Raw genomic sequence first — 19,238 nt, 5'->3', positions numbered from 1 at the left:
CCGTACCGCACGCAGAGATGGCACGCTGTGCCAGGGAATCCGGCATCATGTGACAGGTATCACCGCTCAGGTGTGACCCGCGATTTAGAGGGCCCCCGCAAGCAGCGATAACCTGCGAGACGGACATGCCGCGCGCTCGGACACCGTGTGCGCTTCCCTAGTGACAGCGGACGTCACGTTGCCCTTCGCGGCACGCCCACGCATCCAACGAACCGCGAGATCACTGATAGGGACGGAAGCGCGTGGACCTGTTCGAGTACCAGGCGAGGGACCTCTTCGCCAAGCACGATGTACCGGTGCTGGCCGGTGAAGTCATCGACACGCCTGAGGCGGCGCGCGAGATCACCGAGCGGCTCGGCGGCAAGTCCGTCGTCAAGGCGCAGGTGAAGGTCGGTGGTCGCGGCAAGGCCGGCGGCGTCAAGCTGGCCGCCTCCCCGGACGAGGCCGTCGCCCGCGCGACGGACATCCTCGGCATGGACATCAAGGGCCACACGGTCCACAAGGTCATGATCGCCGAGACCGCTCCGGAGATCGTCGAGGAGTACTACGTCTCCTTCCTCCTCGACCGTGCCAACCGCACCTTCCTGTCCATCGCGTCCGTCGAGGGCGGCATGGAGATCGAGGAGGTGGCGGCCACCCGTCCGGAGGCCGTCGCCAAGACCCCGATCAACCCGATCGACGGTGTGGACGAGGCCAAGGCCCGCGAGATCGTGGAGGCCGCCAAGTTCCCGGCCGAGGTCGCGGACAAGGTCGTCAACGTCCTGATCAAGCTGTGGGACACCTTCCTCAAGTCGGACGCCCTCCTCGTCGAGGTCAACCCGCTCGCGAAGGTCGCCTCCGGTGAGGTCATCGCGCTCGACGGCAAGGTGTCGCTCGACGACAACGCCGAGTTCCGTCACCCCGAGTACGAGGCGCTCCACGACAAGGCCGCGGCCAACCCGTTGGAGGCCGCCGCCAAGGAGAAGAACCTCAACTACGTCAAGCTCGACGGTGAGGTCGGCATCATCGGCAACGGCGCCGGTCTCGTCATGAGCACCCTGGACGTCGTCGCGTACGCCGGTGAGAAGCACGGTGGCGTCAAGCCCGCGAACTTCCTGGACATCGGCGGCGGCGCCTCCGCCCAGGTGATGGCGAACGGCCTGGAGATCATCCTGGGCGACCCGGACGTCAAGTCCGTCTTCGTGAACGTCTTCGGTGGCATCACCGCCTGCGACGAGGTCGCCAACGGCATCGTGCAGGCCCTGAAGCTCCTGGAGGACCGCGGCGAGAAGGTCGAGAAGCCGCTCGTCGTCCGCCTCGACGGCAACAACGCCGAGCTGGGCCGGAAGATCCTCACGGACGCCAACCACCCGCTGGTGCAGCGCGTCGACACCATGGACGGCGCGGCCGACAAGGCCGCCGAGCTGGCCGCCGCCAAGTAAGCACGAGGACGAGGACTCAAACCACCATGGCTATCTGGCTCAACAAGGACAGCAAGGTCATCGTCCAGGGCATGACCGGCGCCACCGGCATGAAGCACACCAAGCTCATGCTCGGTGACGGCACGAACGTCGTGGGCGGCGTGAACCCGCGCAAGGCGGGTCAGACCGTGGACTTCGACGGCACCGAGGTACCCGTCTTCGGCACCGTCAAGGAGGCCATCGAGAAGACCGGCGCCAACGTCTCCGTCATCTTCGTGCCGGAGAAGTTCACCAAGGACGCGGTCGTCGAGGCCATCGACGCCGAGATCCCGCTGGCCGTCGTGATCACCGAGGGCATCGCCGTGCACGACACGGCCGCCTTCTGGGCGTACGCCGGCAAGAAGGGCAACAAGACCCGGATCATCGGCCCGAACTGCCCCGGCATCATCACCCCGGGCCAGTCGAACGTCGGCATCATCCCGGGCGACATCACCAAGCCGGGCCGCATCGGCCTGGTGTCGAAGTCCGGCACGCTGACGTACCAGATGATGTACGAGCTGCGCGACATCGGCTTCTCCACCGCTGTCGGCATCGGTGGCGACCCGATCATCGGCACCACGCACATCGACGCCCTGGCCGCGTTCCAGGACGACCCCGACACCGACCTGATCGTGATGATCGGTGAGATCGGTGGCGACGCCGAGGAGCGCGCGGCCGCGTTCATCAAGGAGAACGTGACCAAGCCGGTCGTCGGTTACGTCGCGGGCTTCACCGCGCCCGAGGGCAAGACCATGGGCCACGCCGGCGCCATCGTCTCCGGCTCGTCCGGTACCGCCCAGGCGAAGAAGGAGGCCCTGGAGGCCGCGGGCGTCAAGGTCGGCAAGACCCCGACCGAGACGGCGAAGCTGGCCCGGGAGATCCTGAGCGCCTGACCTCCCCCTCTTCACCGTCGGTAGGCCCGTTCCCCCGCCGGGGCGGGCCTACCGGCGTTTCCTGGAGCGCCACCGCTCACTTCGGCTCCGGTGCCAGCCTCTCCGGCCCGCTCGCCTCCGACCGGTGGAGCTTCGTCCGCAGGTCCTGCTCCTGCCGGGAGAGCGGGCCCAGGCCGGCCGGCGGGGGAACGCCCTGCACCGCCCGGGCGGGTGCGACCGGGGCCTCGTAGCGCGTCGGTGCGGTGCGGAGCGTGAGCGTCGTCGCGCCGATGATCGTCACCGTGAAGGCGATGGCAGCCCGGGTCCAGAAGACGTTCCGGCGTTCGCAGCCGGTCCGTACCGTCGTCGACCTCTCCGCGCGGAGCCGCTCCCTGGAGGACAGTTCGAGCATGCGGCGGTGCAGCGTCTCCGGATCGGCCAGTTCCGGCAGCAGCGCGGCCACCGCCTCCCGGGCGTGGATCAGCCGGTTCGCGGCGGCCGGTGTGCTCGCCTCCGTCTCCGCCGCCGTCTCCGGCAGGTCGAGGCCCACACCGTCGTACAGCACGAGCGTGCGCCGGTACGACGCCGGGAGCCTGAGCAGGGCGTTCAGCAGGGCCTGGTCGGACGGGTCGGCGGGCGGGGGTTCCGGGGAGCGGTAGCGGGGGCGGAAGCGGTGCCAGGGGGAGAGCGCGCAGTCGTACGCGACCGCCCGTACCCAGCCGGCCGGGTCACGGTCCCGGGCCACCTCGGGCCAGCGCTGCCAGGCGAGCTGGAAGGCCCGCTCCACGGATTCGCGGGCAAGTTCCCGGCGCCCGGTGAGCAGATAGGTCTGGCGCACGAGGGCGGGGGCGCAGAAGGCGTACAGCGCGTCGAAGGCCTGAGCGGGGGTCAGCGAGGGGGTCTGTCCGGTCGTCAGGCGCGCCTTGGGCGAACGGTTCTGAGGGGCCGTCGACTCGGAACTCTGTGTCGTCACTATGCACCCTTCTGTACGAAAAAGAACATAAACGTATATTGAGCGACACTTCGGAGGTTCGCCTGTTACGACGGGAAAGCGCGTGTCGTTGGGAGCATGGCGAGCGTGATCCAGATGACCGTTCGCCGCTCCTCGATGTCGCCCGTGGTCAACCGGATGCGCGACCGCTCACCAGGACTCGGCGCGAGCCTGCTGGGCGGTGCCGTCGCGGCCGGACTGGGCCTCGCCTCGTTCGCCGTGCTCGTGATGATGCTGTGGGTCAGCTCGCCCTATCCGGACAGCGGACCGGACGGCGCGCTGCACATCGCCGCCGCCCTGTGGCTGCTGGCGCACGGGGTGGAACTGACCCGCACCGACACGCTCTCCGGCGCGCCCATGCCCGTCGGCGTCACCCCGCTGCTGCTGCTCGCCCTGCCGCTGTGGCTGCTGTACCGGGCGGCGCGGGACGCCACCGACGCGTCCGCCGAACCGGACGGCCCGCCACCGGTGCCGGCGCGTACGGCATGGACGGGTGTGGTCCTCGGCTATCTGGGTGTCGGCGTCGCCGCGGCGCTGTACTGCTCCCGGGGTGAACTGCGCCCGGGGTGGCTCTGGGTGACGGTGTGTCTGCCGCTGGTCGCGGCGGGCGCGGCCGGTGCCGGGGTGTGGTCGGCGTACGGCCGCCCGCGCGAGCCGGTGCTGAGCGCGCTGGTGGTGGTGCCGGGGCCGGTACGGCGGCTGCTGTTCGGCACGGACGAGTGGGCGCGGCTGAGCGCGGCCGTACGCGCCGCCGGTGCCGCGACGACGGTGCTGTTCGGGGGCGGCGCGCTGCTGGTCGCGGTGTCGCTGGTGTGGCACGGCGAGCCCGCGCGGGCCTCCTTCCTCCAGTTGACGGAGGGCTGGACGGGACGGTTCGCCGTACTGCTGCTCGGCATCGCGCTGATCCCCAACGCGGCCGTCTGGGCCGCCTCCTACGCGCTCGGCCCCGGCTTCCTCCTCGGCGCCGGACACCTGGTCCGCCCGCTCGCCTCCGACCCGGCGCCGCTGCTGCCGCCGTTCCCGCTGCTGGCCGCGGTGCCGGAACCGGGCGCCGGTACGCCGGTGAACTGGGCGGCGGGGGTGGTGCCGGCGGTGGCCGGGATGACGGCGGGGTGGTTCGTGGCGCGGGCGGCCGTACGCCGGACGGAGGCCGGGGGACCGGCGCGGGCCCGCTGGTCGGCCGGCCGTACCGCCGGGGTGGTGCTGCTGACGGCACTGGTCTGCGCGGCGGCCCTCGCCCTGCTCGCCGCGCTGGCGGGCGGTCCCCTGGGCGTCGGCGCGCTGTCCCGTCTCGGCCCGGCGTGGTGGCGGACCGGGAGCGCGGCCGGGGCCTGGACGCTGGTGTTCGCCCTGCCGGTGGCCCTGATCGCCCGCGCCTGGCGGCTGCGCACCTGGCTGCGGCGCCACGACGGCCCCACGGCCCAGGCCACGGAGACGGGGGCCACGGCTCTGAAGGGGGCACAGGGCGGCAAGGGGGCGGCGACGCCGGTGGCCGGGGCGAACGGTGGCGTCGCGGTGGTGACTCCGGCGGTCGCCGGGAAGGGTGACGTGGGAGCTGGGATTCCGGTGCCCGCGGCGAAGGCGGTGCGGACGGGAGAGGGAGTGGAGACGGGGGCTGCGGAAGACGCCGGGCCGGCGGCGACCACGGGCCGGGTCACGGGCAAGGCGGCCGGTGAAGCCGGGCGCGGTGAGGGTGGGCCGGCCATGGCCGGCGGCGCTACGGGAAGCGGGGGCGCGGCGGACAGGCCCAAGGTGTGGGGCCGGAGCAAGGACGGCAAGGGGGGTACGACCGCTCGGGCAGGGGCGGTGACCGGTGCGACCGGAGCGGAGGAGGACCGGTACGAGGTCCTTCCCGCCGACGACGCGTTCCCGACCTCGTACCCGGCTCCGGTCCCGGCGCCGGTTCGGAATCCGGTCGCCGAGCCGTTCGCCGCGGGCCGGCACGACGCCGCCCGCGCCTCCCGCTGGGCGGCCCTGAAGCAGACGGCAGGAACCCGGGGGAACGCCCGCGAGACCGACCGCGAGACCGACCGCAGGAACGACCCCGAGGGCGCCGCCCCCGACACCGCACCCCGCCCACGCACGGAACCCCACACCGAGACGCGCCCCGAGAGGCGCCCTGGGGCGCACGCCGGGCCTCGGCCGGAGCCGGACGCCGACCGGCGTCCCGAGTCCCGCCCCGACGCCCGCCCCGACCTCAGCCCGGACCCCGGCCCCGGCCCCCGAGCGGGCTTCTCCGAGTGAGGGTCCTCAGCTGTTCTGCGTGCCCAGCACGCCCCGCAGCTCACGGGGCAGCAGGGTGTCGCAGGACTGCTTGGCCTCATGGGTGAGGGCGTCGTTGACGCAGGTGTAGTAGTCGCGGTAGACGAGCTGGACGGTGAAGGTGGAGGCCACCAGGACCAGTGCCAGCCCCGCTGTGACCAGGCCGCTGACGGCCGCCGTCGTCTGCGGCCGGCCGGCCGGGGCCGCAGGGGCGCCGGGGGCTGCCGGGGCGTCCGGGGACGGTCGGCGCGGCTTGGCGCGCAGGGCGCTGATGCCCCAGTACAGGGCGAGCGCGCCCAGCAGCAGGGCTACGTAGGGCCAGCTGAACAGGGCGAAGAAGACCGCCCACATGCCGGAGAGCAGGGCGTACCGCGCGCGGCGCTGGGCCGGGTCCGTCGGGTCCCAGCGCATGCCGGGGCCGGCCGGTCCGCCGGGGCCCTGCGGGCCGCCGCCCGGGCGCTGGCCGAAGCCGTCGGGGGAGCGGCCGGGCTGCCGGTCACTCCACTGACTGCCCCAAGGAGTGTGGCCACCAGGCCCCTGACCGCCACCAGGTCCCTGCCCGGGAGCCTGGCCCGGCCCCGGGCCGTGGCCCTGACCGTGCCCCTGTCCATGCCCGTGCCCCGTGCCGGACGGACCCCCGTGATGGCGCGGGCGCCACGGCTGGTCCGGAGCACCCTCGGGCGGCGGCGCGAACGGGTTGTCGTCCTGCCGCTCACCACCCGCCCCGGAACCGCCTTGTCCGGAACCGCCCTGCCCGGGACCACCGTGCCCCGAGCCACCCTGCCCGGCGCCCCCTTGGCCGGAACCACCCCGCGGCGACTCCGTGGGCGGCGAGGTCGGGCGCTCCCGCAGCAGTGCGGCGCCACGCTCGCCCCCCTGGGCCGGGCGCGGCGGGAACGTGAGGAGTCGCAGGCTGCGAGCGGGCATCAAAAGAGCGTCTTCCCCTAGGTGGCTACGGCTGTCCGACATGAGCTTCCACCCCGTGAACGCACCGCACGACGACCCGGTTCCCGAGGCTGCTCCTTCGTGTCTCCTTGCGAACGCTACCGTCCGGCCGTCCACCCGCCCCGAGGGCCCCTTCCCGAGTGCCGGTATCGTTGCTGGCGGTCGGCCGCTTCGTAGACTTCCCCGTATCCGGGGGCATGAAGCATTCGTACGACTGTACAAACCGGCTGTACGAAACCGGCCGTACACGGATCGCAACCGCAGAAAGGGCCCCATCGTGGCCGCCACCTCCGCCGGCCCGGCAGTCAAGCGCCTCGTCGTGCTGGTCTCCGGCTCCGGCACCAATCTCCAGGCGCTGCTGGACGAGATCGCCGCCGTCGGCGCCGAGGCGTACGGCGCCCGGGTCGTGGCCGTCGGCGCGGACCGCACCGGCATCGAGGGGCTGGCCCGCGCCGAACGTGCCGGCATCCCCACCTTCGTGTGCAAGGTCAAGGACCACGGCTCCCGGGAGGAGTGGGACGCCGCCCTCGCCGAGGCGGTGGCCGCCCACCGGCCCGACCTCGTCGTCTCCGCCGGCTTCATGAAGATCGTCGGCAAGGAGTTCCTCGCGCGGTTCGGCGGGCGGTTCGTGAACACCCACCCGGCCCTGCTGCCCAGTTTTCCGGGGGCCCACGGAGTCCGTGACGCGCTCGCGTACGGCGCCAGGGTCACCGGCTGCACCGTCCACTTCGTCGACGACGGCGTCGACACCGGCCCGATCATCGCCCAGGGCGTGGTCGAGATCCGGGACGAGGACGACGAGAGCGCGCTGCACGAGCGCATCAAGGAAGTCGAGCGAAGGCTGCTCGTCGAGGTCGTGGGGCGGCTCGCCCGCAACGGCTATCGCATCGAGGGACGAAAGGTAGTTATCCAGTGACCGCCGAGAGCAACAAGCGGGCCATCCGTCGCGCGCTCGTCAGCGTTTATGACAAGACCGGCCTGGAGGAGCTGGCCCGCGGGCTGCACGAGGCCGGTGTGGAGCTGGTCTCCACCGGGTCGACGGCCGGGCGGATCGCCGCCGCCGGCGTCCCCGTCACCAAGGTCGAGGAGCTGACCGGCTTCCCCGAGTGCCTGGACGGCCGGGTGAAGACCCTGCACCCGAAGGTGCACGCCGGCATCCTCGCCGACCTGCGGCTGGACAGCCACCGCGAGCAGCTCGCCGAGCTGGGCGTGGAGCCGTTCGACCTGGTCGTCGTCAACCTCTACCCGTTCCGCGAGACGGTCGCCTCCGGTGCCTCGGACGACGAGTGCGTGGAGCAGATCGACATCGGCGGCCCGTCCATGGTCCGCGCCGCCGCCAAGAACCACCCGTCGGTGGCCGTGGTCACCAGCCCGGAGCGGTACGCCGACGTCCTCGCCGCGGTGAAGGACGGCGGCTTCGACCTCGCCGCCCGCAAGCGGCTGGCCGCCGAGGCCTTCCGGCACACCGCCGAGTACGACATCGCCGTCTCCACCTGGTTCGCCTCCTCCTACGCGCCGGCCGACGACTCGCAGTTCCCGGACTTCATCGCCTCCAGCCTGGAGCGCGCGCACACCCTGCGCTACGGCGAGAACCCGCACCAGCCCGCCGCCCTCTACACCTCCGGCGAGGGCGGGCTCGCGGCGGCCGAGCAGCTGCACGGCAAGGAGATGTCGTACAACAACTACACGGACACGGACGCCGCCCGCCGTGCCGCGTACGACCACGCCGAGCCCTGTGTCGCGATCATCAAGCACGCCAACCCGTGCGGCATCGCGGTCGGCGCGGACGTCGCCGAGGCGCACCGCAAGGCGCACGCCTGCGACCCGCTGTCCGCGTTCGGCGGTGTCATCGCCGTGAACCGGCCGGTCAGCAAGGAGATGGCCGAGCAGGTCGCGGAGATCTTCACCGAGGTCATCGTGGCGCCGGGCTACGAGGAGGGCGCGCTGGAGGCCCTGACCAAGAAGAAGAACATCCGCGTGCTGCGCTGCGCCGACGGCCCGGCCCACCCGGTCGAGGTCAAGCCGATCGACGGCGGCGCGCTGCTCCAGGTCGCCGACCGGCTCCAGGCCGAGGGCGACGACCCGGCCCACTGGACGCTGGCCTCGGGCGAGGCGCTGGACGAGGACGAGCTGGCCCAGCTCGCCTTCGCCTGGAAGGCGTGCCGTGCGGTGAAGTCCAACGCGATCCTGCTCGCCAAGGACGGCGCCTCGGTCGGCGTCGGCATGGGCCAGGTCAACCGCGTCGACTCCTGCAAGCTGGCCGTCGAGCGGGCCGGCGAGGAGCGGGCCCGGGGCGCCTACGCCGCCTCCGACGCCTTCTTCCCCTTCCCGGACGGCCCGCAGATCCTCATCGACGCCGGTGTCCGGGCGATCGTCCAGCCCGGCGGTTCGATCCGGGACGAGCAGGTCGTGGAGGCCGCCAGGAAGGCGGGCGTGACCATGTACTTCACCGGGACGCGCCACTTCTTCCACTGAGCCGCACCCGCTGACCCCGCCGAGTCCCGCCCGTCCCCGACGGGCGGGACTCGGCCGTATCCGGACGCCACTCGTCCGGCACGCCCTCGCCGGCCGCCCGCGGCAACGGTCAGCAATGTTTCAGTCCATCGTCAGTGGTGGACGCGAGGGTGGTGGGCATGACGTCGATCGTGGCAGTCTCCAGCTGCCTTCCCGACACCATCCCGATCGCCCGGTTCCACCGCGAACTCGGGCTGACTGACGTCCAGTTGCGGCGCTACCAGCGCTTCTACGGGCTGTCGGACGTGTGCCGCGACCCGCAGGCCGACGAGACGCGGCTGCTGCTGCGCGCCGTGGCCAAGCTCGCGGAGCTGCGCGGGCAGGAGGAGCGGGTCAGGTACGTGCTCCAGGCGCGCACCATGCCCGCCCCGCTGCCGTACCCGCTGACCTCGCTCGGCCCGGTCCAGGACGAACTGGGGCTGCGCCACGCCACCGCGTTCGTCGTCTCCCAGCACGCCTGCGCCTCGGGCCTGCTCGCCGTCGACCTGGCCGGCACCCTGCTCGCCGCCGACCCCGACCCGGACGCCCTCGCCCTCGTCCTGACCGGCGAGAAGGCCGGCACCGGCCACAACCAGTCCATCCCCGACGTCACCGTCATGGGCGAGGGCACCGCCGCGCTGCTCGTCAGCGCCGACCGCACCGGGCGCAACCGGATGCTCGGCTACGCCGCCCGCACCCACAGCCGGTTCGGCACCGAGTTCATCATGGGCGCCGAGGCCGCCGCCGACTTCCAGGACCGGTACGGGCCCGGCCTGTGCGAGGTCATCGCCGCGGCCCTGGAGGAGGCCGGCTGCACCCTCGACGAGCTGGCCCTCGTCCTGCCGCACAACGTCAACCGGCTGTCCTGGATCGGCGTGTGCCGCACCCTCGGGCTGCCGCTGGAGCGGGTCTTCCTCGACCTGGTGCCGCACACCGGGCACTGCTTCTGCGCCGATCCCTTCATCAACTTGCAGAGAGCCACCGAGGTCGGCCGGCTGCGCCCCGGCGACCGCTATCTGATGACCAGTGTCGGCCTGGGCGCGACCTTCGCCGCCATGGTCTTCGAGCACTGAGCCCGCGAGCCCGCGCCGAGCCCGGTGCGCCCGCGCGGCTCCGCCGGCCGGTGCGCACCCGAGAGAGTCAAGAGGTCGATATGCAATCACCGCCCCCCGGTTTCACCGGCCGGCTCAAGCGTGCCGTCACCGGTGACGCGGGCACCCCGCTGGTGTTCTTCGGCAACTTCGAGGTGGAGAACCAGTGGGCCCTCGGCGAGCCCGCCCTGCCCCGGGTCGCCGCGCACGCCGGCAGCGCCGTCGTCAACCGCATGGACGAGTTCGCGCTGCTGCTCGGCGGCAAGGACGACCACGTGGTGCTGAAGACCGCCGTGGACGACGGTTACCGCGCCTACCTGGAGGGGCTCGGCCTCGCCCTGCCCACCGTGCACGTGGCCGCCGGGCAGGAACCCCGCCGCACCGTCAGCGAGGACGCCCTCGCCGACCCGGACCTGCTGCGCACCCTCACCGCGCTCGCCGCCGACGGCGCCCGGCTGACCGCCCACGGCATCTCCACGGTGGAGGAGGAGCTGTCCGAGCGGACCGGGCTGCGGCTCGCGGCCCCGCCCGCCGACCGCTGCAAACACGTCAACAGCAAGGTCTACAGCCGCCGGCTCGCCGACGAGCTGGGCATCCGGCAGGCGCGCGGCTGGGCCTGCGAGACCCCGGAGGAGCTGGCGGCGGCGGTCGCCGCGGCCGGCGACCTGCTCGCCGCCGGGCACCGGGTCGTGGTCAAGGACGCGTTCGGGGTGTCCGGCAAGGGCATCGTCGTGGTGGACAACGAGCGGACGCTGGCCCGGCTGCACCGCATGGCCGCCGCCCAGGCCGAGCGCACCGCACGGGCCGCCGGCACCGCCGTACGCACCGCGCTGGTCATCGAGGAGTGGGTGGCCAAGCGGGCCGACCTCAACTACCAGTTCACCGTGGGCCGCGACGGCGCCGTGCACTTCGACTTCGTCAAGGAACTGCTCACCGAGGGCGGGGTCCACAAGGGCCACCGCATGCCCGCGCGGCTCACCGAGCGGCAGGTGGCGCAGATCCGCGAGACCGCGCACCGGCTCGGTGAACGCCTCGCCGCGGACGGCTACTTCGGGGTCGTCGGCGTCGACGCGATGGTCGACCCGGACGAGGGCCTCTACCCGGTGGTGGAGATCAACGCCCGGAACAACATGTCCACCTACCAGGCCGTGGTGCACGAGGTCCTGGCCGGGCCGGACGACGTCGCCGTCGCCCGCCACTTCACCGTGCGCCCGCGCCGCCCGCTGCCCTTCGCCGAACTGCGCGAGCTGCTCGGACCGACGCTGCTCACCCAGCCCGGCGGACGCCCGCACGGCCTGTTCGTCAACAACTACGCCACGGTCAACGCCGCAGCCGCCGACGCCGGCGAGAACGGCTTCGAGGGACGGCTGTACGGCGTGCTCCTCGCCGCCTCCGACCCGGAGATCGAGGCCCTCGGCACGGACATCACCCGCCGCCTCGCGGCCCTGACGGAACGGAGCTGACCATGAGCGACGCCTTCGAGGTGCAGGGCCTGAGCGTCAGCCGGCTCGCCGAGGAGTTCGGCACCCCGCTGTACGTGTACGACGGCGCGGAGATCACCGGCCGCTTCCGGGATCTGCGCGCGCGCCTGCACCCCGCCCTGGAGGTCTTCTACTCCCTGAAGGCCAACCCCAACATCTCCGTGTGCGCCCTGCTGCACCGCAGCGGCGCCCGCGCCGAGGTGTCCTCGCTCACCGAGCTGGTCACCGCCCGGCGCGCCGGGGTGGCCCCGCACGACATCATCTTCCTCGGCCCCGGCAAGAGCGCCGCCGAGCTGGCCGCCTGCCTGGACGCGGACATCCACGCCATCGTCTGCGAGAACCTGGACGAACTCGCGCTCATCGACCGGGCGGCCCGCGAGCGGGGCGTCACCGCGCGGGTGATGCTGCGCGTCAACCCGGCCTTCTCCGTGAAGGGTTCGGGCCTGACGATGGGCGGCAAGCCCCGCCAGTTCGGCATGGACGAGGAGCAGCTGCTCGCCGCGGGTCCCGGTCTCGCCGCCCGGTACGACGCCGTACGCCTCATGGGCGTCCAGGTGTACCTGGGCACGCGCATCCTCGGCGAGGACATCGTCGTGGACAACACCCGGCGCATCCTCGACCTCGCCGAGCGGCTCGCGCGGCGGATCGGCTTCCCGCTTCAGACCGTGGACGTCGGCGGGGGCCTCGGCATCGCCTACTTCGACAACGAGAAGGACCTGGACGTCGCCGAGCTGACCACCCGGCTCAACCCGGTCGTGGAGGCCTTCCGCACCCGGCACCCCGACACCCGCATGCTCATGGAGCTGGGCCGGTTCCTGGTCGCCGCGTCCGGCACCTACGTCACCCGGGTCCGCTACACGAAGACCTCGATGGGCGAGAACTTCGCGGTCACCGACGGCGGCACCAACCACCACATGGCGGCGGTCGGCATCGGCTCGTACGTCAAGCGCAACTTCCCGATGGCCGCGCTGGAACGGCTGGACGAGCAGCCCACCGACCCGTGGAACATCACCGGGCCGCTGTGCACCCCGAACGACGTCATCGGCAAGAAGGTGCCCATGCCGCCGCTGCGCGCCGGCGACCTGATCGGCGTGCAGCGCTCCGGCGCCTACGGCCCCACCGCCTCGCCGGTGCACTTCCTCAGCCACGGCTACCCGGCCGAGGTCCTCGTCCTGGACGGCACCGCCCATCTGATCCGGGAACGCGACGACAGCGAGGCGATGCTCGCCCGCCAGCGGCTCTACGACGCCGGTCCCGGCGCCCACTGAACTCCCCACCACCACAAGGAGAACGACATGACCGAGAACACCCTCACCGAGCGCGGCCGTTACCTGGACGCCGTCCGGCAGGGCCTGACCGAGGTGCTGAACAAGGACGTCACCGGCGCCGAGGAGGGCGTCCGGCTCTTCGACGAGCTGGGCCTGGACTCCAGCAGCGCGCTCGAACTGCTCATCACCATCGAGGAGATCCTCGACGTGCAGTTCGACGCCGAGGAACTGGAGATGACGCACTTCGAGACGGTCGGTTCGCTCACCGACTTCGTGGCGGCGGAAGCGGGCGCCTGAGCATGTTCCGCGCGACCGCGCCGGTACGGCCCCCGGCCCCGGCGACCGGCGCCGCGGGCGGTGTGCCGCGGCTGCTGCGGGCCGGCCGGTACGCGCCGGCCGGGCCCGGCACGCCGTACGTGCCGGCCGCCGACCGGGAGGAGTTCTTCCGGCAGCTCGGCGCCCCCCACGGGGTGCCGTTCGACCGCGCCGGATTCGCCGCCGCGCCCCGCCGCACCTCCGTGGAGCTGGCCCGGGGCGCGCTCGCCGGACTGGGGCCGCTGTCCGCCGAGGAGGCACCCGAGGTGGCCGTGGTCGCCTCGGCCGCCCCGGACTTCGAGCACGCCGAGCTGGTCGGGTCCTGCGTGCAGGGCATGCTGCCCGGCGAGCCCCTGACGTTCGGCGTGTCCGACCAGGGCATGCTGGCCCCCTTCAGCGCGCTGCGGGTGGCGCTGGAGTACGCCCGGCGCCTCGCCTTCCGGCGGCTGCTGGTGCTGGCCGTCGACCAGAGCAGCCAGCCGTTCGCGCTGCCGGCGGACCATCCCGCGGCCGTCCGCGCGGACGTGGCGGTGGCGCTGCTGTTCGAGTGGGGCGGCGGCGCGGACCCGGTGCACGGCATGGGGCAGCGGCCCTGGCCGGCGCCTGGGTCCGCGGTGCCGTGGGACGCGGAGCTGCCGCTGGTGGCGGGCGCCGGGGTGCGCACCGCCGTGTCCGGGCTGTGGCCCTGGGCGACCTGGGCCGGCACCGGGCAGCCGGCCACCGCGGTGTGGTCGGCGCTGGCCGGCCTCGCGGGCGGCGGACCGGCCCGGGTGGTCGTGGCCGAGCACGATCCGCAACGCGCGGTGCTGGCGCACTGCACGCTCGACCTCGGGGTGCCGGGGCGGACGACGACGGGGGAGTGAGACGACGATGACGGTTCCGCCCGAGGTGCGGGAGCACGGCGAGCAGGCCCGGACGAGCGCGCGCACAAACGGCCTGGTCCCCGCGCTGACCCTGCTGGTCCGCGCCCTGTCCCCGAAGGTGCCGCCCCGCGGCCCGCGCGGTCACGCGGTGCTGCCGAAGGAACTCCTGGAGGAGTTCGCGGCGGAGGAGGCGGCCACGCGGGAGGCGGCGCGGCCGGAGGCGCCAGGCTCCGCCGGAGCCACAGGGGTTGACGACTCGGGGCCGCTCCCGGGGCTCGCCGTGCTGCGGCCCGTGCCCGGCCGGACGGCCGAGGCCGCCCCGCCCGCGTGGGGGTGGGCCCTGGCCTGGCTGCGGCTCGGCATGTCCGAGCGGCTGCGGGACGCCTGCCTGGCGCACCTGGCGGCCCGGCAGAGCGAGGGCACCTCGCTGCTGATGCAGCAGATGGTGAAGGGCACGCTCGCCGACGTCCTGCTGGAACACCTGGAGATCGAGGGCGTCCTCGACGACCTCGCCAGCGGCCGGACCGGGCCCCTCGGGCCGCTGCGGCCCGCCGACGACGAGCGGCACCTCGCCGGTCTCCAGGAGCAGATCACCCGCGTCGACCGCGCGCTGCTGCGGCTGCTCGGCGCCCACGGCTTCACCGCGGAGGGACCGGGCGCCGCCGCCCACGCCTCCGAACTGCTCGCCGACGCCTACGGCGTGGCCGGCCCCGGCACCGCACGGGAGGGCGCGTGATCAGCCTGCCCGCCTCGCTGGCCACGGCACACCGGGAGGTGGGCCGCTGGGCCGACGACCTCCGGCAGGGCGCCCTGGAGCTGGACCGGGACCCGGACGCCATCCACCGCCACCTGGACCTGCCCGCCGTACGGTTCCTCGCCGGCCACCAGGTGCCGGCCGACTGGGACCGGGAGAGCGCGGCCCCCGGGAGCGGGCCCGCGCACGGGCTGGCCACCCTGGAACGGGTGCTGGTGAGCGAGGAACTCGCCCGCGGCGACGCCGGGATGATGCTGGCGTCGCCGGGTGCGTCGATGTGCGGGGTGCTGCTCGGTGTGCTGGGCTCCCCCGAGCAGCGCGCATGGGTCCACGGCCGGCTCGCCGAGCGTCCCCGCTGGACCTGCTTCGCGCTGACCGAGCCCGAACGGGGCTCGGCCATCGGCGAGATGACGAGCACCCTCACCCCGGCGGGCGACGGCTCGTACGTCCTGGACGGCGAGAAGCGCTACGTCGGCAACGCCGCCCGCGCCGACCTGGGGGCCGTCTTCGCCCGGGTCGCGGGCACCGAGCGGCTGGGCGTGCTGGCGGTGCTGGTCGACACCTCCGACCCGGGCTTCCACGCGGAGCCGCTGCCCACGGTCGGGCTGCGCGGCGCCCAGCTCACCCGGATCCGGCTCGACGGGGTGCGGGTGCCGGCCGAGCGGGTGCTGGGCACGCATCTGCCGCCGACCCGGCGCGGCATGTGGAGCATCGTGCACGTCTTCAACCGGCTGCGGCCGAGCGTCGCCGCCATCGCCCTGGGCATCGCGCGGGCCGCCCACGACTACGTCGGCGAGCACCGGCTGTTGTTGCGCGGTCCGGAGCGGGAGGCGTACGAGGAACTGGGCCGGCGGATCGACGCGGCCCGGTCGCTGACGTACCGGGCGGCCCTCGCGGTGGACCGCAGGCCCTCCGCCGGCCATCTGGCGTCGGCGGCGAAGGCCAGGGCCTGCGAGGTCGCCGAGGAGGTGACGCTGCGCGCCCTGGACTTCTTCGGCCCCGGCGCCCGCATCGACCATCCGCTGCTCGACAAATGGGCCCGGGACGCGCGGGGCGTGGAGTTCATGGAAGGCACCCGGAACATCCAGAAGCTCAACCTGTTCCAGGGGCTCCACACCGGAAAGGTGGGCCGGAACTGACCATGCCGGAACCGACGAACCCGGAACCGGCCGGGAGCACACCGGTATCCGCGTCCGATGCCGACGAGGTGGAGATCTGGCGGATTCCGCTGGACTCCTGGCCGGATCCGGAAGGATATCCGTTGGAACTTGAGGGCGTCCTGGACGACGCCGAGAAGGAACGCGCGCGACGGGGCACGGAACCGGGAATGCGGCGGCGTTTCGTCATCGCGCACGCCGCCCTGCGGATCATCCTCGGGGAACGGCTGGGCCGGGCCCCGGAATCGGTGCGCCTCACCCGGGGCCGCTGGGGAAAACCGCGGCTCGCGCAGGGCGACGGACCGCACTTCAGCCTGTCCCACTCCGGTGAACTGGCCCTGCTCGCCCTCGCCCCGCGGCCGGTGGGCGTCGACGTGGAACGGCCGCGTGCCGGACTGGACCCGGCGCGCCTGGCCGAACGGTTCTTCCCGGCCGAGGAGAGCGCCTGGGTGGCACGCGACGGCCGGCGTGCCTTCGCCCGGTTGTGGACGAGGAAAGAGGCGTGTGTCAAAGCGGCCGGCGGACGGCTCGCCCAGGGAATGGCGCTGCCCGTGGGACGGTTCTCCGGGCAGGCCGCCGTCCGCGATCCCACGGGAGCTCTTCCCGGGATCTGGCGCGTGCAGGACGTACCCCTCACCGGTGCGTATGCGGGGGCCGTCGCCCTGCTCGGCGACGGTCCCTTTTCCGTGTCACTCCGGATGTGGTATCACATCCCGCCAGAACAATCCGGCTCCGTGTGGAACACGTTGGGTGTCAAGTAGAAGAAACTCCCCCCACATCGGAGTACTTGTACCCGTGATCGCGCTCCGGGCCCTCACTAGTTTTCTGTCAGTGAGGAGCGCGCCAATGTACCGGCCGGTGCCCAAACCCCGGCCGTTTCCGTGATCCGGGTATTTCTTTCCAGGAGGGGAGAGCAGACGTGGCAGGCAGGAACCTGATCACCAGGGCCGCCCGGTGGAGCGCCGTCCACCCGTGGTGGGCGATGACGCTCTGGGTGGTGTTCGTGCTCGGTGCCCTGGCGGTCGGCGGTATGACGGGTACCCGGTCCGCCACCGACTCGGATCTGGCCATCGGACAGTCCGGGCGGGCCGCCGCCCTGGCCCGCAGCGGCGGTCTGGAGAGCCGCGCGGTGGAGAACATCCTGGTCACGCCCTACCGGGGCAGCCTGGACCGGGCTGCCGCCGAGCGCGCCTCGGGCGAGGCCGTCAGCGCCCTGAAGGGCGTCGAGGGCGTCGCCGCCGTCGGCCGGCCCGTCTTCGCCCCGGACGGGGCGGCGCTGCTCGTGCCCGTGACCCTGGCCGGTGACCCCCAGACCGCGGCCGACCGGGTGGGACCGCTGCTGGAGAAGGTGGCGAAGGTCCGCGACGCGCACACCGACGTACGCGTCGAACTCGTCGGCGCCGGCTCCATCAAGGCGGGCCTGAACGACATGCTCGACCGGGACCTGGGCAAGGCCACCGTGCTGAGCCTGCCGGTGACGCTGGTCGTGATGGTCTTCGTGTTCGGGGCGATCGTCGCCGCCAGTGTCCCGGTGCTGCTCGGCATCTCCTCGGTGCTCGCCGGGCTCGGCCTGTGGGGCGTGGCCTCGCAGCTGGTGCCCGACCCCGGTCCGGTGACCCACATCATCGTCCTGATGGGCATGGCCATCGGCGTCGACTACTCGCTCTTCTACCTCAAACGGCAGCGCGAGGAACGGGCGTTGGGCGCCGACCACATCGACGCCATCGAGATCGCCGCCGCCACCTCCGGGCACTCGGTGATGATCTCGGGCCTGGTCGTGATGGCGTCCATGGGCGCGCTCTACCTCGCCGGGCACATCGCCTTCGAGTCGATGGCCACGGGCGCGGTGCTGGTGGTGGCCATCGCGATGCTCGCCTCGCTGACCGTGCTGCCGGCCATGCTCTCCAAGTTCGGCCGCTACCTGGACAAGCCGCGGGTGCCGCTGGTGTGGCGGCTCACCCAGAAGGGCGGCGTCAAGCCGCGGCTGTGGTCGGCGATGCTGAAGCCGGCCCTGCGCCACCCGGCGCTGGCGCTGGTCCTCTCCGTCGGCGCGCTGCTCGCCCTCTCCGTGCCCGCCCTGGACCTGCGGCTGAAGGCCACCGGCATCGACGACCTGCCCCGGTCGATCCCCGCGATGCAGGCCAACGAGCGGCTGACGCGGTCCTTCCCGAGCCAGGCGGACACGCACACGGTCGCCGTCCGGGTGCCCGCGGGGCACGGCGCGGAGCTGGCCGAGGGGATCGACTCGCTCGTCACGCGCGTCGGGCACGACGGTCTGTTCGTGCACACCCCGGCCCCCGAGGTGCGGACCTCGCGGGACGGGCTGGTGGCGACGATCGCCGTCGGCACGCGCTTCGACAGCAGTTCGCGGCAGGCGCAGGAGTCCCTGTTCCGGCTGCGCGACGACATCGCCCCGGCCACGGTGGGCCGGATCGAGGGCGCCCGGTACGCGGTGGGCGGCAGCGACGTCGCCTACGACGTGGACTACCGGGCGAACGTCGTCGACAAGATGCCCTGGGTGCTGCTGGTGGCGCTGGTGTTCACCTTCCTGGTGATGGCGGCGGCGTTCCGCTCGCTGATGCTCGCCGCGATCACCGTGGTGCTGAACGTGCTGTCCGCCGTGGCCTCCTTCGGGGTGCTCGCGCTGATCTTCCAGCGGACCTGGGCGGAGGGTCTGCTGGGCTTCGAGTCGACCGGGCGGGTGGTGGCCTGGCTGCCGTTGCTGCTGTTCGTGATCCTGCTGGGTCTGTCGATGGACTACCACGTGTTCGTGATCAGCCGGATCAGGGAGGCGGCGCGCGGCGGGCTCGGCATCCGGGAGGCGGTGGAGCAGGGCATCACCCGCACGGCCGGCGTGGTGACGAGCGCGGCCGTGGTGATGGTCTGTGTGTTCGCCCTGCTGGCCTCGCTCAACTTCATCGAGATGAAGCAGCTTGGGGTGGGCATGGCCTGCGCGGTGCTGCTGGACGCCACGCTCATCCGGATCGTCGTCCTGCCGTCGGTGGTGACGCTGCTCGGCTGGAAGACCTGGTGGCCCTCGCGCCTGGCCCGCCAGGACGAGACACGGCCGGTGCGCGTTCCGGCCACGGTGGCGGGGCGGGCCACGGTGTCGTGAGGCCGGGCGCTCGGCGGTGAGCGCCACGGCCCGGGGCGGCCGGGGAGACGGGTGACTCCGTCTCCCCGGCCGTTTCACGTGGTCCGGGGCGGGCTTGCCGGTGAATTCCGGCGGTGGAGTTCTTTGTCTGCGCCTTCGGTTGCCAGGGCGCTACACTCGGTCCCGCGTTCGACGGAAACAAGCCGACCGACT

General features: G+C 73.0%; 16 protein-coding genes. 14 read left to right on the top strand and 2 right to left on the bottom strand.

Annotation, left to right across the window (positions count from 1 at the left end; translation table 11 throughout):
- Nucleotides 1–242 precede the first annotated feature (242 nt).
- Together sucC and sucD are read left to right on the top strand one after the other, a co-directional pair.
- A complete protein-coding gene (gene sucC / locus IE294_RS13765) occupies nt 243–1,421 on the top strand; it encodes an ADP-forming succinate--CoA ligase subunit beta (RefSeq protein WP_189816526.1) in 1,179 nt (392 codons plus the stop codon).
- A 26-nt stretch (nt 1,422–1,447) separates the two neighbouring features.
- Entirely contained in the window at nt 1,448–2,332 is an 885-nt protein-coding gene (gene sucD / locus IE294_RS13760; protein WP_103817658.1) for a succinate--CoA ligase subunit alpha, read from the top strand.
- A gap of 76 nt (nt 2,333–2,408) precedes the next feature.
- Here the strand turns inward: sucD and IE294_RS13755 are convergent, their stop codons facing one another.
- Nucleotides 2,409–3,284 carry a SigE family RNA polymerase sigma factor gene (locus tag IE294_RS13755; RefSeq protein WP_189885762.1) on the bottom strand — a complete coding sequence of 292 codons (876 nt, stop codon included), beginning with the start codon at nt 3,282–3,284 and terminating at the stop codon, nt 2,409–2,411.
- Between the two features lie 96 nt (nt 3,285–3,380).
- Here IE294_RS13755 and IE294_RS50120 point away from each other — a divergent pair, with 96 nt between their 5' ends.
- Nucleotides 3,381–5,546 carry a cell division protein PerM gene (locus tag IE294_RS50120; protein WP_229917155.1) on the top strand — a complete coding sequence of 722 codons (2,166 nt, stop codon included), beginning with the start codon at nt 3,381–3,383 and terminating at the stop codon, nt 5,544–5,546.
- Nucleotides 5,547–5,552: 6 nt separating this feature from the next.
- Here IE294_RS50120 and IE294_RS13745 read toward each other — a convergent pair whose 3' ends face one another.
- Complete coding sequence (locus tag IE294_RS13745) at nt 5,553–6,491, bottom strand: hypothetical protein (protein WP_189885760.1); 939 nt, start codon at nt 6,489–6,491, stop codon at nt 5,553–5,555.
- Between the two features lie 295 nt (nt 6,492–6,786).
- Between IE294_RS13745 and purN the strand changes: the two genes are divergently transcribed.
- The 11 genes from purN (at nt 6,787) to IE294_RS13690 (ending at nt 19,046) form a co-directional block, all read left to right on the top strand.
- Nucleotides 6,787–7,425 (top strand): phosphoribosylglycinamide formyltransferase, encoded by a 639-nt coding sequence (gene purN / locus IE294_RS13740; RefSeq protein ID WP_189816529.1) that lies wholly within the window; start codon nt 6,787–6,789, stop codon nt 7,423–7,425.
- The gene (gene purH / locus IE294_RS13735; RefSeq protein ID WP_189885758.1) at nt 7,422–8,984 is read left to right on the top strand and encodes a bifunctional phosphoribosylaminoimidazolecarboxamide formyltransferase/IMP cyclohydrolase; all 1,563 of its coding nucleotides are present in this window, start codon (nt 7,422–7,424) and stop codon (nt 8,982–8,984) included. The genes purN and purH overlap by 4 nt, the downstream gene beginning before the upstream one ends.
- A gap of 149 nt (nt 8,985–9,133) precedes the next feature.
- Nucleotides 9,134–10,075 carry a 3-oxoacyl-[acyl-carrier-protein] synthase III C-terminal domain-containing protein gene (locus IE294_RS13730; protein ID WP_014674478.1) on the top strand — a complete coding sequence of 314 codons (942 nt, stop codon included), beginning with the start codon at nt 9,134–9,136 and terminating at the stop codon, nt 10,073–10,075.
- A gap of 80 nt (nt 10,076–10,155) precedes the next feature.
- Nucleotides 10,156–11,556, top strand: a complete 1,401-nt coding sequence (locus tag IE294_RS13725) for a preATP grasp domain-containing protein (RefSeq protein WP_189885756.1) — start codon at nt 10,156–10,158, stop codon at nt 11,554–11,556.
- A gap of 2 nt (nt 11,557–11,558) precedes the next feature.
- Nucleotides 11,559–12,842, top strand: coding sequence for a type III PLP-dependent enzyme (locus IE294_RS13720; RefSeq protein WP_189885754.1), 1,284 nt, complete (start codon nt 11,559–11,561; stop codon nt 12,840–12,842).
- Between the two features lie 27 nt (nt 12,843–12,869).
- On the top strand, nt 12,870–13,139 hold the full coding sequence (locus IE294_RS13715) for an acyl carrier protein (RefSeq protein WP_189885752.1): 270 nt from the start codon (nt 12,870–12,872) through the stop codon (nt 13,137–13,139).
- A gap of 2 nt (nt 13,140–13,141) precedes the next feature.
- A complete protein-coding gene (locus tag IE294_RS13710) occupies nt 13,142–14,020 on the top strand; it encodes a hypothetical protein (RefSeq protein WP_189885750.1) in 879 nt (292 codons plus the stop codon).
- 7 nt (nt 14,021–14,027) lie between these two features.
- Nucleotides 14,028–14,756, top strand: coding sequence for a hypothetical protein (locus IE294_RS13705; protein WP_189885748.1), 729 nt, complete (start codon nt 14,028–14,030; stop codon nt 14,754–14,756).
- A complete protein-coding gene (locus IE294_RS13700) occupies nt 14,753–15,913 on the top strand; it encodes an acyl-CoA dehydrogenase family protein (RefSeq protein WP_189885746.1) in 1,161 nt (386 codons plus the stop codon). The genes IE294_RS13705 and IE294_RS13700 overlap by 4 nt, the downstream gene beginning before the upstream one ends.
- 2 nt (nt 15,914–15,915) lie before the next feature.
- Nucleotides 15,916–16,692 carry a 4'-phosphopantetheinyl transferase family protein gene (locus tag IE294_RS13695; RefSeq protein WP_189885744.1) on the top strand — a complete coding sequence of 259 codons (777 nt, stop codon included), beginning with the start codon at nt 15,916–15,918 and terminating at the stop codon, nt 16,690–16,692.
- Between the two features lie 158 nt (nt 16,693–16,850).
- Nucleotides 16,851–19,046, top strand: a complete 2,196-nt coding sequence (locus IE294_RS13690; RefSeq protein ID WP_189885742.1) for an MMPL family transporter — start codon at nt 16,851–16,853, stop codon at nt 19,044–19,046.
- Nucleotides 19,047–19,238 lie beyond the last annotated feature (192 nt).

It is taken from the genome of Streptomyces canarius (genome assembly GCF_014650735.1).
Taxonomy (GTDB): domain Bacteria; phylum Actinomycetota; class Actinomycetes; order Streptomycetales; family Streptomycetaceae; genus Streptomyces; species Streptomyces olivaceoviridis.
The sequence above is the reverse complement of the archived record's forward strand: the minus strand, read 5'-3'. Positions and strand labels throughout refer to the sequence as shown.